This window comes from Flavobacterium sandaracinum (genome assembly GCF_004349135.1).
In the GTDB taxonomy this organism is placed as follows: domain Bacteria; phylum Bacteroidota; class Bacteroidia; order Flavobacteriales; family Flavobacteriaceae; genus Flavobacterium; species Flavobacterium sandaracinum.
This window is the reverse complement of the sequence record NZ_SMFN01000016.1, coordinates 48,305-60,821: the sequence shown is the minus strand read 5'-3', so window position 1 is coordinate 60,821 and position 12,517 is coordinate 48,305. Positions and strand designations below refer to the sequence as shown.

The following is a 12,517-nucleotide window of genomic DNA, read 5'->3' as shown; positions in this document are numbered from 1 at the left end:
TGTAGTTAATTTTTATGTTTTTAAACGATCTTATTCCAAGTTGTCTTTTTGTTTCTTTACTGCGTAGAGATATAACGAATGATTGGTAATTTCGATATCAAAAATTTCTTCGATTGTTTTTTTGATACTTTGGATTCTTGGATCACAAAATTCAATCACTTCACCCGTATCAGTCATTATAATATGGTCGTGCTGCTTGTCAAAATACGATTTTTCGTAATGTGCTTGATTTTGTCCAAATTGGTGTTTGCGGACTAAAGCACAATCTAATAGCAACTCGATTGTATTGTAAAGGGTTGCCCTACTCACACGATAGTTTTTGTTTTTCATTTTGATATATAAATTTTCTACATCAAAATGCTCTTCGCTATCGTAAATTTCCTGAAGGATAGCATAACGTTCAGGGGTTTTGCGATGTCCTTTTTTTTCAAGATACATTGTAAAAACATTTTTTACAATTTCTTGGTTTTTGGTGTTATCTGTGGAAATGAGTGTCATATAGTGGCAAAGATAATTTTTTTAGTTTAAAGTTTAAAGTTTCCGGTTTGTTAAGTTTTAAGTTTGTTCGAATACGAGTTCAAAATGCTTAAGAAAAAAGCAGCAAAATCACGATTGTGCTACGTTTTGTACTCCCGAGTTACTTTATCTATTCCGTCAATCTTTTTGATATTACTAATCATTTTTTTCAAAATGGTATTGTTTCGAACAATTACGGCAACTTGGCCATGAAAAATTCCAGCATCAGTGCTTAAAGCGATACTTTGAATATTAACATGCATATTATTTGAGATCACTTTTGTCAATTGGTTCGTAAGTCCTAAAACATCCATTCCAGTTATGTTTATAATGGCTTTGAACTCTTCCTGTGAAGAATCAATCCATTTGGCCGACATAATTCGGTAGGCGTAATTGGATTGCATTCCTATAGCATTAGGGCAATCTTTTTTGTGCACTTTTATCCCTTCATTGATGGTTACAAACCCAAATACGTCATCGCCAGGAATTGGATTACAGCAAGGAGATAATTTATAATCTAGTTTGTCATGTTCTTTCCCAAAAACAAGCATGTCGTAATTACTGCTAACTATTGGTTTGTGAATGTCTTCGTCAGCAGTAGTACTAGAAGAACGCTTCATTTTATTTTTGAAAAAATTAATGAATGTATTGCTCTTTTGTGCTGCGTAATCTTTAAGTTGTTGGTTCTCGATAGCGCCAATTCCCACCCTATAAAATAAATCTAAACTCGTTTTTAGTTTAAAAAAGTTGACTAGCTCATTAATAACCTGCTCACTCATGGTTATTTTTAGATGCTTTAATTTACGAGTAAGTAGTTCTTTGCCTTCTTCACCAATTTTCTTGGTATTTTCGTTTAAAACATTTTTTATTTTTGTTTTCGCCCGAGAGGTGGTGACATAATCAAGCCAGTTAATGGTAGGTTTTTGATGCTGTGAGGTGATGACTTCTATTTGATCTCCACTTTTTAATTCAAAATTCAAAGGAACTAGTTTTCCATTGACCCGTGTTCCTCTCGTTCGTATTCCTATTTCAGAGTGAATGCTAAACGCAAAATCGAGTGATGTAGCTCCTTTAGGCAACGATTTTATTTCTCCTTTTGGAGTAAAAACGAAGATCTCTTTTGAATATAAATTCATTTTGAAATCCTCTACAAAGTCTACGGCATTCGTCTCAGAATTTTCTAAGGCTTCCTTTAGTAAATTAAGCCATACGTCTAGACCACTTTCTTCGGTAGCACCATTCTTGTATTTGTAATGTGCAGCATATCCTTTTTCGGCAATTTCATCCATTCTTTCGCTTCGCACTTGTACTTCTACCCATCTCCCTTTTGGCCCCATAACCGTGATGTGCAAGGCTTCATAACCTGTTGATTTTGGTGACGAAATCCAATCGCGTAAACGACTTGGGCTTGGTCTGTAATGGTCCGTAACAATAGAATATATTTTCCAAGCAACGAATTTCTCGTCATGTGGCGTTGATTTGTACACAATTCGAAGTGCAAATTTGTCATATACTTCATCAAAACTCACGTTTTGTGCTAACATTTTTCTACGAATAGAATAGATCGATTTTGGTCGGCCTTTTATGATATATTCTATTCCTTCTTCATCTAATGATTTTTTTAGAATATCAGAAATATCTTTGATGTAAGCATCTTGTTCTTCTTTAGTTTCTCTTATTTTACTTACAATTTCGTTATAAATTGCAGGTTCCGTATATTTTAATCCTAAATCCTCCAGCTTGGTTTTTATATTATATAATCCCAAGCGATGCGCTAGTGGTGCGTAGATGTATAAAGTTTCCGATGCAATTTTGGTTTGTTTGTCTTCTTGCATTGAATCCATAGTTTGCATGTTGTGCAAACGATCCGCAAGTTTGATAAGAATAACACGAACATCATCGTTCAGGGTTAATATCATTTTACGGAAATTTTCTGCTTGCATGGAAACATTTAAATCTCGTTGTACTAACGATATTTTGGTCAATCCTTCTACAATTTGAGCTACTTTTGGATTAAACAAGCGTTCAATATCCTGAACAGTAGTTGGTGTATCCTCAACAACATCGTGCAACAAGGCAGCTGCAATAGAGGTAGCACCCAAGCCTATTTCTGAAGCAACAATTTTTGCTACAGCAATAGGGTGGAAGATATAGGCTTCACCTGATTTTCTTCGTTGTTCTTTATGGGCTTCTACCGAAACATCAAATGCTTTTCGAATTAGTTTCTTGTCTTCAGGAGTTAAGGTTTGATAACTTATTCGAAGTAACTCTTTGTATTCTTGAGCAATTGCTTTATTTTCTTTCTCAATATCTATTTCTGTCATAACGGCATGGTTCATTTCTTAAAAATAGCAATTAGCTTGCAGATATGCAAATCTATAGTTGAATTAAGGTCTAAGAAATGTGGATTTCTATTTAATTTATTCTTTTGAAATCTAAATCCTGAAAATCGTAACTAAAATCAGTCAATTCAGAAATGGGTTTCATAGTTAATCGTACGGCTTTTCCAGTAGCATCACATTCAAAAAACAAATGCGCATCAGCATGGAAATAGGCATTATCCCATTTTACGACATAATTTGTGTCTTTATAGAAAAAAACTTCACCTGTAAGTTGTGGGGAACGTTTTGAAGCAAAAAATAATCTTCCTTTTTTTTCTGAAAGGACGACTTCTCCAAACCAATTGTCTTTATAGGTACCAGTAAAACTTTTGAAATCAATTTTGATTTTGTCTTTTTTATTCTTGGCTACGGTTGCCCAAACTTCATCAGTTACTTTGTCAGCAGAGGCTTCATTTTCTTTTAAACTCGCGCTATAGTTTGTTACATAATCCTCGGATTGGATTCCTAAATAACTGTCTTTTATTGTATTTGTAATTGCTCTGAAGGCAGCGCCAGATTGTTGATTCGTCAAAACAATAATTCCTAAATTCAGTTCTGGTATAAGAGTAACCTGAGTTACAATTCCCTCTAATCCTCCGGTGTGCGTTACTTGTTTGAATCCTTTTACGTCGCTTAAAAACCAGCCCAATCCATAACCACTGAAATGCGTATTGTACGGAGGTCTTGTGGCCGCTGGAATTATGGTTTGTAATTGCCACATTTCATCATGCTCTTTTTTCGAGAATAATTGCCTGTTATCAGCACCATATTTTCCGTTGTTCATTTGCATAATGGTCCATTTACTCAAATCATTTACACTGGAGTAAATTCCGGCAGCCGCATCAAAAAGTTGATTTTGATAGCGTTTGATTACTTTTAATTTACCGTCTATAGGGACGTGCGGCGCAATGATGTTTGTAGTGTCTTTTAAACGTAAAAAAGAAGCAGCACTATGCTTCATTTCTAAAGGTTTCATCATACGTTCTTCTACAAAATCACACCAACTCAAACCACTTGTTTCACGAATAACTTCACCAGCAACGATATAGAGTAAATTGTCATAATCGTATTGCGTTCTAAATGCCGAAACGGGTTTTAAATACTGTAAATTCTGAATGATATCTTGTGCTGTAAAGTCGCTTCCGTCAGGCCAAATCATCAAATCGCCGGCGCCAAGACCCAATCCGCTTCTATGCGTCAATAAATCCCGAATCGTAAATTCACTCGTTACATACTCATTGTACATCTTGAAATTAGGAAGGTATTTGATGACTTTATCATCCCATTTTACTTTTCCTTCATCCACTAACATGGCCAAAGCGGCGCTTGTAAACGCTTTACTATTGGATGCAATTCCAAAAAGCGTATTGGCATCTACTTTTTCATTAGTCAAAATAGATTTTACACCATATCCTTTCGCATGAATAATCTTTCCGTCTTTGACTATTGCCACTGCAATTCCAGGAACATTAAATGTTTTTAAAGTGCGATCTGCTAATTCATCCACTTGAGTCGAGCTGATTTGTGCGAAGGAAAGAGTGGTTGAAATTAATGCTATTACAACGAATAAATTATTTTTCATATTTTTTTTGTTTTTAAATCTGCCATCAAAAATCGTTAATCTGCTATCAAAAATTTAAAACCCTCTTTGTCTTTTGGCTTCAAAAATTAAGATGGCTGCGGCAACGGAAACATTCATCGAATCAATTTCGCCTTGCATCGGAATAATAATATTTTGGGTTGCTGCTATTCGCCATTCCTCTGTCAATCCTGTGGCTTCTGTTCCTACGACTAATGCCGTTGGAGTCGTGTAATCCTGCGTGTGATACGAAGTGGAGTTTTGTAAAGTAGCACAATAAAAACTGATATTTCTTTCTTTCAAAAAAGCAATAATTTCTGATGTGATTCCAGTTGCAATTTGGTTCGTAAACAAACAACCTACGCTGGAACGCACAATATTTGGGTTATACAAATCACTTTTTGGATTGGCAATAATCACCGCATCGAGATTTGCAGCATCGGCGGTACGCAATAAAGCACCAATATTTCCTGGTTTTTCTGGAGCTTCGGCAACAAGAATCAATGGGTTTTCAGATAATTTCAGATCGGATAACTGCATCGATTTAGTTTTGGCTACAGCCAAAATACCCTCGGTAGTATCCCGATAGGCCAGTTTTTGAAAGACTTCTTTATTGATTTCAATCAGCTCTGCAGTTGCAGCTAATTGCCGGGCTTCAGTTTCTGAGCAAATTTCAGGTAAAAACAACAGCGTCTCTATTTTATAACCGCCTTTAATGGCAATTGAAATTTCGCGTTTTCCTTCCATTAAAAAGGTTCCAGATTGTTTGCGTGCCTTTGCTTTTTCCTGCAATTGCACTAAGGATTTGATGTATGGATTTTGTATCGAAGTGATTTGTTTCAAGAGGTACAACTATTTAATTTATAGGAAACAAAGATACACAGAGAAAATTCAGTTTTCTAATCCGATTTGAATATTTATTTGAAAGCATTAGTTTCATTTATTGTAGGTGTTTCAAGCTGTATTCACGGGTATTTTCTCTATTTTTGCCAAAATCCCAATTGAAATGTTTCATTTATTAGACATCATCGGAACGATGGCTTTTGCCATGTCAGGCGCATTAACGGCAATGAGTAAAAAACTCGATCCTTTTGGAGTTTTTATTATTGCATTTGTGACTGCGGTTGGCGGCGGAACCTTGCGAGACATCCTAATTGGTCGAACTCCGGTAGGATGGATGTTGGATTTAAAATACGTTTATGTAATCATTATAGGCTTTGTATTAGCAATCCTTTTTCGAAAAAAATTCGATAGATTACGAACTTCCTTGTTTTTATTTGATACTATTGGCTTAGGTGTTTTTACGTTAATAGGTCTTGAAAAAGGAATAAATATAGGTCTTCATCCAGTTATTTGTGTGGCTTTAGGAACTATGACCGCTTGTTTTGGAGGCGTTATTCGAGATATTTTGTGTACTGAAATCCCCGTTATTTTTAGGAGAGAAATTTATGCAACGATTTGCATTTTGGGTGGAATTGTTTTCTTTGTCCTTCGAGAATTTAATTTGGAAAATGATGTTTTATATTTGACAACCTCGCTGGTTATTATCTCCGTTCGTTTGATGGCTGTAAAATTTAAATGGTATTTACCTACTTTAGAACATAAATAAAAATTGCTTACTTTCACGAAGTCTAAAATTATATAGTGATAAACTACGCTGTCAAACAATACCAAAAAAACGATTATATAAATTGGAATGCCTTTATTGGTCAAGCCAAAAATGCTACTTTTTTATTTCACCGAGATTTTATGGAATACCACAACGATCGGTTCGAGGATTTCTCGTTGATGATTTTTGAGGATGACACGCTAGTGGCTGTTTTACCTGCCAATAGAGTTGGAGTTGTCGTTTTTTCGCATCAAGGTTTAACGTATGGCGGATTAGTTTACTCGGCTAAATTAAATGGAGAAAAAGTAGCAACGATTTTGGATGCTGTTCTGTCTTTTTACAAAGGCAAGGAGATACAGTCCTTTTATTACAATCCGATTCCTTTATTCTATGTGTCAAAAGGCAACGCTGAAATGGAATTTTTTATGTTTAAAAAAGGAGCGTTTTTAGATAAAAAAGAAATGAATTTGGGTATTAATTTAGCGATGCCATTAACCATTTCAAAAAGTAAATTAAAGCATTTTAGGAAAGTAGAAGAACTCGATGTAGAACTCGTAGAAGAACAAGAATTGGAGTCATTTTGGGAATTGGTCCTAGAGCCAAGACTATTAGAAAAACACAATGCTAAGCCCGTACATACGCTACAAGAAATTACAGCACTTAAAGAAAAGTTTCCAAATAATATCAGACAGTTTTCAGCTTATTATGATGGTACTATCATTGCCGGGATAACACTTTTTGAGACGGAAACAGTGGTGAAATCACAATATGGAGCCACTACTAAAAAAGGGGAGGCGTTGCGTGCGTTAGATTTTTTATTCATTAATTTGATACAAAAATACAAGAGCGAAGGCAAACTATTTTTTGATATGGGAATTGTGAACGACGATAATGACAAAGGATATCATGTTGGACTTTTGAAACAAAAAGAAGAATTAGGCTGTTCCGTTTACAGTCAGGATTTTTATAAAATGAAGCTAATATGATACCATTTCTTGATTTAAAGAAAATAAACGAACCGTATGAAATTGCTTTTCAAGAAAAATTGAAAGTGGTTTTAGCCAATAGTTGGTATGTTTTAGGGAATGAAGTAAAGGAATTCGAAACGAACTTTGCGAAGTATTGCGGAACACAATACTGCATTGGAACTGGAAATGGTTTTGATGCTTTAGTTTTGATCTTCAAAGGCTATATTCAACTTGGAAAACTGCAAAAAGGCGATGAAGTCATTGTTCCTGCAAATACCTATATTGCTAGTATTCTCGCAATTTTACAAGCTGATTTAGTTCCTGTTTTGGTCGAGCCAAAACTAGAAACTTACAATATCAATCCTGATTTAATTGCAGAAAAAATCACCTCAAAAACCAAAGCGATTCTCGTCGTTCACTTGTACGGACAATTGGCAGAAATGGATGTTGTACATCGAATTGCTGTTGCAAATGCTTTACTTGTAATTGAAGATGCGGCTCAGGCACACGGTGCAACAAGCCCCATAATCCCCGAAGGGGGAACAAAAGTGAAAGAGAAGGCGACTACTTTTGGTTCGGACGGTGCTGCTGCTTATAGTTTTTACCCCAGTAAGAATTTAGGTTGTTTAGGTGACGGTGGCGCAGTTACCACAAATGATTTGGAGCTAACTCAAGTGATTCAATCGCTTCGGAATTATGGTTCGGAAACCAAATATTACAATGATTATATTGGTGTAAATTCACGATTAGACGAAATTCAAGCGGCTTTTTTAAATGTGAAATTGCCTTTTTTAGATGCCAATAATGAACAGCGCAAAACAATTGCCAAACGGTATTTGTCTGAAATTAAAAACGATAAAATAATTCTTCCAACAGTGTCATTGCGAGGAACGAAGCAATCTAATCACGTTTTTCATTTGTTTGTTATTAGAACACAAAACAGAATCGATCTACAGGATTATTTACATCAAAATGGGATTCAGACATCAATTCATTATCCAGTTCCGCCTCATAAGCAAAAAGCATTTTCTACTGAAGCTTCGGGATGGAATAATCTCACTTTTCCAATCACTGAAAAAATTCATGATGAAGTATTGAGTTTGCCTATGAGTCCAGTTTTGACTGTCGAGGAGGTGAATTTTATTATTGCTGTTCTAAATCGATATTAATGAATGGCTGATACTAAAACGTCATATCATCAAATTTTAAAAACGACTTCGCTTTTTGGTGGTGTTCAATTGTTCACGATTTTCATTGCCATAATCCGAACCAAATTAATAGCTGTTTTTGTTGGTCCAGCAGGAATGGGTATAATTGCTTTATTAAACTCAGCCATTGGTATCATTGGTGGATTTTCTGGTTTAGGAATTGAAACAAGTGCGGTTAAGCATATTTCAGCAGATTACAAGAATGAAGATTTGAATACAGTTTCGGTTACGGTTTCAGTGGTTAAAAAAGTGGCATTAGTAACTGGAATCATTGGATCGGTACTGACGTTGCTTTTTTCAAATTGGTTGAGCCTTATTACTTTTGGAAATACAGACCAAATGCATTCGTTTATGTTACTTTCCCTTGTGTTACTTTTTAGACAATTGACAGTGGCAGAATTAGCTATTTTGCAAGGATTACGAAAAATGAGATTTTTGGCTAAAGCGAATTTATATGGAAATATTTTCGGTTTGCTACTCTCCGTTCCGTTGTATTATTTTTATGGAATTGATGCAATTGTACCCACAATAATTGGGATTTCGTTATCGGCTTTATTCTTTTCTTTTTACTATTCGAAAAAAGTAGTAATCGAAAAAAGGAACGTAACAAAACCGCAATTAATGATAGAGGGAAAGCGTATCGTCAAGCTAGGATTTATGCTTACGATAAGCGGTTTATTGACTTTATTGACTACGTATTTAATCCAAATTTATGTTGGAAAACAAGGTGGTTTAGAACAAGTAGGATTTTATAATGCCGGTTTTACGTTATTGAATTCGTATGTTGGGATTATTTTCACGGTGATGAGTACTGATTATTTTCCGAGATTAGCTTCCATTAGTAATCAAAATGAGTTAGTTAGAACGAGTGTTTCGCAACAATCGTTTCTTTCGATATTGATTATAACTCCGATAATAATTTTGTTTTTAACGTTGATTCCGCTTATCGTTAAAGTGGTATTTACACCTGTATTTACTACTATCATACCGATGGTTTGTTTTGGAATTTTGGCAATGCTATTCCGGGCAGTCTCGTGGTCTATGGGATACATTTTGATTGCCAAAGGAGATTCAAAAATGTTTCTAAAAACAGCAATAGGTTTCAATGCAGTATCCTTACTATTAAATGTTTTAGGCTATTATTTTTATGGATTGGAAGGACTGGGTTTTAGTTTTTTAGTGTATTATGTGATTCATTTTTTTGGTTTAAAAATAATTACTAGAAAAAGATATGGTTTTTATTTCGATAGTGATTTTTACCAAATATATTTAATTTGTATCTTGATGTGTTTGGCCACTTTTTTGTTTCGATACATTCCAATTCCAATTTTAAAATACAGTGCAATGGCAATAATGGCCGTGCTCTCTATTGTTTTTGTTTTATTTCAGATGAATAAAAAGATGGCACTTAAAGAATTTTTCAATGCTTTAATCAAGAAAAAAAATGATTAAAATTGTACAACATAATTATAGAAAAGCAAGGTCAATTTATCAAAAGCTACAATTTTATTACTCCGTAAATTGGACAAAAACGTTGTATTTTAATTTCAAAAAATTTCCTTTAAGTATTGCTAAACATTTGCCTGTGTTTTTTTATGGAAAAGTAAAATTCACTGCAATAACTGGAAAAATCCAAATCATTGAACCTATTAAAAGGGGAATGATTGGTTTTGGGCAACCGTATGAAATGAACACACTGCACAAAGGTATTGCCGAAATTAACATTCTGGGAACGCTCGTTTTTAAAGGACATGTGCAATTTGGTAAAGATTATTTTATGTATATCGGTGAAGAGGGCTACTGCGAATTCGGTCACATGTCATCCTTAGCTTCAAATGCAAAGTTGATCTGTATCGAACGAATTGTATTCGGAAATTACGCCCGTTTTGGTTCGGAAGCTCAAATTATGGATACCAATTTCCATCAGATGATGGATACTCAAAGTGGCGAAAAATTTAAAATGACGGCACCTATTTCAATTGGGAATTACAATTACACATCCAGTAGAGTGACGGTACTCCAAGGAACTAAAACGCCTGATTTTTGTACGATAGCTTCAAATAGTTTGTGCAACTCCGATTATTTTTCTTTTGGATCCAATATTTTAATTGGAGGCATTCCTGCAAAATTCATAAAAGATTCTATTTCCAGAGATTGGGAGGGTGAAAAAGCGGCATTGGATGCTTATTTGAGGGTCTAGATTAGGGAAAAAGCACTTGCAATCTTAGCTTTATTTCGAGAGAAATGTATTTTAATAGTAACATGTAGTTTGCTGTTTTATAGGCTAAAATCAATTCAAAATGGATGCGTTTTAGAACGGCTTTATTCTCTTTTTTTGTTTTATTTAGTGCAATTGCCTTTTTCAGAATTAAATAAGTAGAGTGGTTTATTTTTCGACCTCGAGCATCATTTTTCTTAAAAAAATGGGTTCCTAATGAATTCTTGACTGTCCTTTTTTGGATTAAAATGGCATCAATAAAATCGAAGTCATACCTTCGGGACGCGCGAATCCAAAAATCTAAATCTTCATAAGCCAGCGACTCGTCATATCCATTTAAAGAATCAAATACTGATTTTTTGACCATCGATGAAACGGAACACATACAATCTCCGCCAGTAAGAACGGATTCATAAATGTTACCCGTAATACGTGGAGTTATTACTTTTTTATATCGGTCCACAGGAAAATAATAAGAATCAAAAACTCCTTTTTCAGTGATTAATTCAGCATTTCCATAGACAATGCCAAGATTTTTATAAGCTGTATTTTTGAACGCATTTATTTGTGAGTTAACACAATGCGACATTAAAACATCATCAGCCGCCAAGTCAATGATATATTCACCTTTGGCTTTTTTCAAGGCTTTATTGAACGATTTGGTACTCCCTAAATTAGTTTCGTTTGCAATAAATTGGATTTTCGGGAAATCAAGTCGCCATTTTTCAATTACAGCTTTTGAATTATCTGTACTACAATCATCAACAACAATTAGTTCTATGCAAGGATAATCTTGATTAATTACTGAAAATAAACTCTCCAAGATATAGTCCTGCTGATTGTAACACAAGCAAATAATGGTAACCAATGGATTGTCTTGCATATTTTTTTAAAAGAGTTATATTTGATACGAAAATAAGAAATCGATAATGATATTGCCCAACAAAAAAATTAAAATTGCTTTAATTGGTTATCGATTAAGTACTGGCGGAGCCGAAAAGGTGATGGCGGTCTTGTCTCAATTTTTTGCAAAACAAGGATTAGAGATTCATAACATCATCGTTCTCGATTCCGTTTCGTATGCCTATTCAGGGAAACTAGTCAATTTAGGGAAACTGAAAAATGCATCCAACGGCCTTTTTAATAAATGGAAACGGTTCACTTTTCTTAAAAAATACCTGGACGAAAATCAATTTGATTTCATCATCGATTTCCGATTTAGAATAAAACCCCTTCAAGAAGTGCTCATCGCAAAATGGCTTTATAAAACGAAAACAATTTTTACGGTTCATAGTTTTTTAATAGATCATTACCTGCCAAACGGTTCTTTTCTTAGCCGTTTTATGTATGGCAATTGTTATAAAATAGTCAGTATTTCGGATGAATCCAAAGCATTAATAGAGCAGAAACACCAGCTTAAAAATGTTATCCGAATATATAATCCAATTGATATTGATGAAATTACCGTAAAGAGTAAAGCGGAAAATGAGCTTGAATTTGATTATATTATTGGCGTGGGCCAAATGGAAACGAACATCAAACAATTTGATAAACTCATTGAAGCGTATGCTAAATCTGTTTTGTCAAGCAATACTATTCATTTGGTTTTACTAGGTGATGGTCAACAAAAGCAAATGCTTGTAAATGTGGCTAAAAAAAGAAATGTAGTTGATAAAGTACATTTTTTGGGCTATCAAGACAATCCTTTTAAATATTTAAAAAAGGCACGATTTTTTGTTTTAAGTAGTTTGAATGAAGGTTTGCCTAATGTTATTTTAGAATCTTTGGCTTGTGAAACGCCAGTCATAGCTTTTGATTGTGCATCAGGACCACGAGAAATGATACAGCATAAGGAAAATGGATTGTTGGTTGCCAACCAAGATATAGAAAAACTTGCTGAAGCAATGAATTTATTGGTGGAAGACGAAAATTTATATCGATATTGCAAGCAAAATGCATTGCAAAGTATACAATCTTTCTCGGTTTCAACTATCGGAAAACAATGGTTGGATTTAATGAAAATAAGCTTAAAATAGAA

11 protein-coding genes are annotated in these 12,517 nt (G+C 34.4%); 6 read left to right on the top strand and 5 right to left on the bottom strand.

Going from position 1 to position 12,517, the window contains the following annotated elements:
• Positions 1 to 30 precede the first annotated feature (30 nt).
• The 4 genes from E0F91_RS12915 to E0F91_RS12900 form a co-directional block, all read right to left on the bottom strand.
• Positions 31 to 498 (bottom strand): Fur family transcriptional regulator, encoded by a 468-nt coding sequence (locus E0F91_RS12915; RefSeq protein WP_066082602.1) that lies wholly within the window; start codon positions 496 to 498, stop codon positions 31 to 33.
• Positions 499 to 617: 119 nt separating this feature from the next.
• The gene (locus E0F91_RS12910) at positions 618 to 2,840 is read right to left on the bottom strand and encodes a RelA/SpoT family protein (protein ID WP_132066878.1); all 2,223 of its coding nucleotides are present in this window, start codon (positions 2,838 to 2,840) and stop codon (positions 618 to 620) included.
• A 91-nt stretch (positions 2,841 to 2,931) separates the two neighbouring features.
• Positions 2,932 to 4,479, bottom strand: coding sequence for a serine hydrolase (locus E0F91_RS12905; RefSeq protein ID WP_132066877.1), 1,548 nt, complete (start codon positions 4,477 to 4,479; stop codon positions 2,932 to 2,934).
• Positions 4,480 to 4,533: 54 nt separating this feature from the next.
• Positions 4,534 to 5,319 carry a TrmH family RNA methyltransferase gene (locus E0F91_RS12900; RefSeq protein WP_132066876.1) on the bottom strand — a complete coding sequence of 262 codons (786 nt, stop codon included), beginning with the start codon at positions 5,317 to 5,319 and terminating at the stop codon, positions 4,534 to 4,536.
• 163 nt (positions 5,320 to 5,482) lie between these two features.
• On the opposite strand from E0F91_RS12900, the gene E0F91_RS12895 reads away from it, so the two are divergent.
• Genes E0F91_RS12895 through E0F91_RS12875 form a run of 5 tightly spaced genes read left to right on the top strand, consistent with a single transcriptional unit; the run spans position 5,483 to position 10,461 of the window.
• Positions 5,483 to 6,085, top strand: a complete 603-nt coding sequence (locus E0F91_RS12895) for a trimeric intracellular cation channel family protein (protein WP_132066875.1) — start codon at positions 5,483 to 5,485, stop codon at positions 6,083 to 6,085.
• 35 nt (positions 6,086 to 6,120) lie between these two features.
• On the top strand, positions 6,121 to 7,071 hold the full coding sequence (locus tag E0F91_RS12890) for a GNAT family N-acetyltransferase (protein ID WP_132066874.1): 951 nt from the start codon (positions 6,121 to 6,123) through the stop codon (positions 7,069 to 7,071).
• A complete protein-coding gene (locus E0F91_RS12885) occupies positions 7,068 to 8,222 on the top strand; it encodes a DegT/DnrJ/EryC1/StrS family aminotransferase (protein ID WP_132066873.1) in 1,155 nt (384 codons plus the stop codon). Before E0F91_RS12890 ends, E0F91_RS12885 begins: the two co-directional genes overlap by 4 nt.
• Before the next feature lie 3 nt (positions 8,223 to 8,225).
• Positions 8,226 to 9,713 (top strand): oligosaccharide flippase family protein, encoded by a 1,488-nt coding sequence (locus E0F91_RS12880; RefSeq protein ID WP_132066872.1) that lies wholly within the window; start codon positions 8,226 to 8,228, stop codon positions 9,711 to 9,713.
• Entirely contained in the window at positions 9,706 to 10,461 is a 756-nt protein-coding gene (locus E0F91_RS12875; RefSeq protein WP_243698903.1) for an acyltransferase, read from the top strand. Before E0F91_RS12880 ends, E0F91_RS12875 begins: the two co-directional genes overlap by 8 nt.
• A gap of 1 nt (position 10,462) precedes the next feature.
• On the opposite strand, the gene E0F91_RS12870 is transcribed toward E0F91_RS12875, so the two are convergent.
• On the bottom strand, positions 10,463 to 11,362 hold the full coding sequence (locus E0F91_RS12870) for a glycosyltransferase family 2 protein (RefSeq protein WP_132066871.1): 900 nt from the start codon (positions 11,360 to 11,362) through the stop codon (positions 10,463 to 10,465).
• Between the two features lie 46 nt (positions 11,363 to 11,408).
• On the opposite strand from E0F91_RS12870, the gene E0F91_RS12865 reads away from it, so the two are divergent.
• The gene (locus E0F91_RS12865) at positions 11,409 to 12,515 is read left to right on the top strand and encodes a glycosyltransferase (protein ID WP_132066870.1); all 1,107 of its coding nucleotides are present in this window, start codon (positions 11,409 to 11,411) and stop codon (positions 12,513 to 12,515) included.
• Positions 12,516 to 12,517 lie beyond the last annotated feature (2 nt).

Excerpts from the sequence above, each read along its gene's own strand:
- E0F91_RS12915 (WP_066082602.1), bottom strand. The coding sequence starts at position 498 with ATGACACTCATTTCCACAGATAACACCAAAAACCAAGAAATTGTAAAA.
- E0F91_RS12910 (WP_132066878.1), bottom strand. The coding sequence starts at position 2,840 with ATGACAGAAATAGATATTGAGAAAGAAAATAAAGCAATTGCTCAAGAA.
- E0F91_RS12905 (WP_132066877.1), bottom strand. The coding sequence starts at position 4,479 with ATGAAAAATAATTTATTCGTTGTAATAGCATTAATTTCAACCACTCTT.
- E0F91_RS12895 (WP_132066875.1), top strand. The coding sequence starts at position 5,483 with ATGTTTCATTTATTAGACATCATCGGAACGATGGCTTTTGCCATGTCA.
- E0F91_RS12885 (WP_132066873.1), top strand. The coding sequence starts at position 7,068 with ATGATACCATTTCTTGATTTAAAGAAAATAAACGAACCGTATGAAATT.
- E0F91_RS12880 (WP_132066872.1), top strand. The coding sequence starts at position 8,226 with ATGGCTGATACTAAAACGTCATATCATCAAATTTTAAAAACGACTTCG.
- E0F91_RS12875 (WP_243698903.1), top strand. The coding sequence starts at position 9,706 with ATGATTAAAATTGTACAACATAATTATAGAAAAGCAAGGTCAATTTAT.
- E0F91_RS12870 (WP_132066871.1), bottom strand. The coding sequence starts at position 11,362 with ATGCAAGACAATCCATTGGTTACCATTATTTGCTTGTGTTACAATCAG.
- E0F91_RS12865 (WP_132066870.1), top strand. The coding sequence starts at position 11,409 with ATGATATTGCCCAACAAAAAAATTAAAATTGCTTTAATTGGTTATCGA.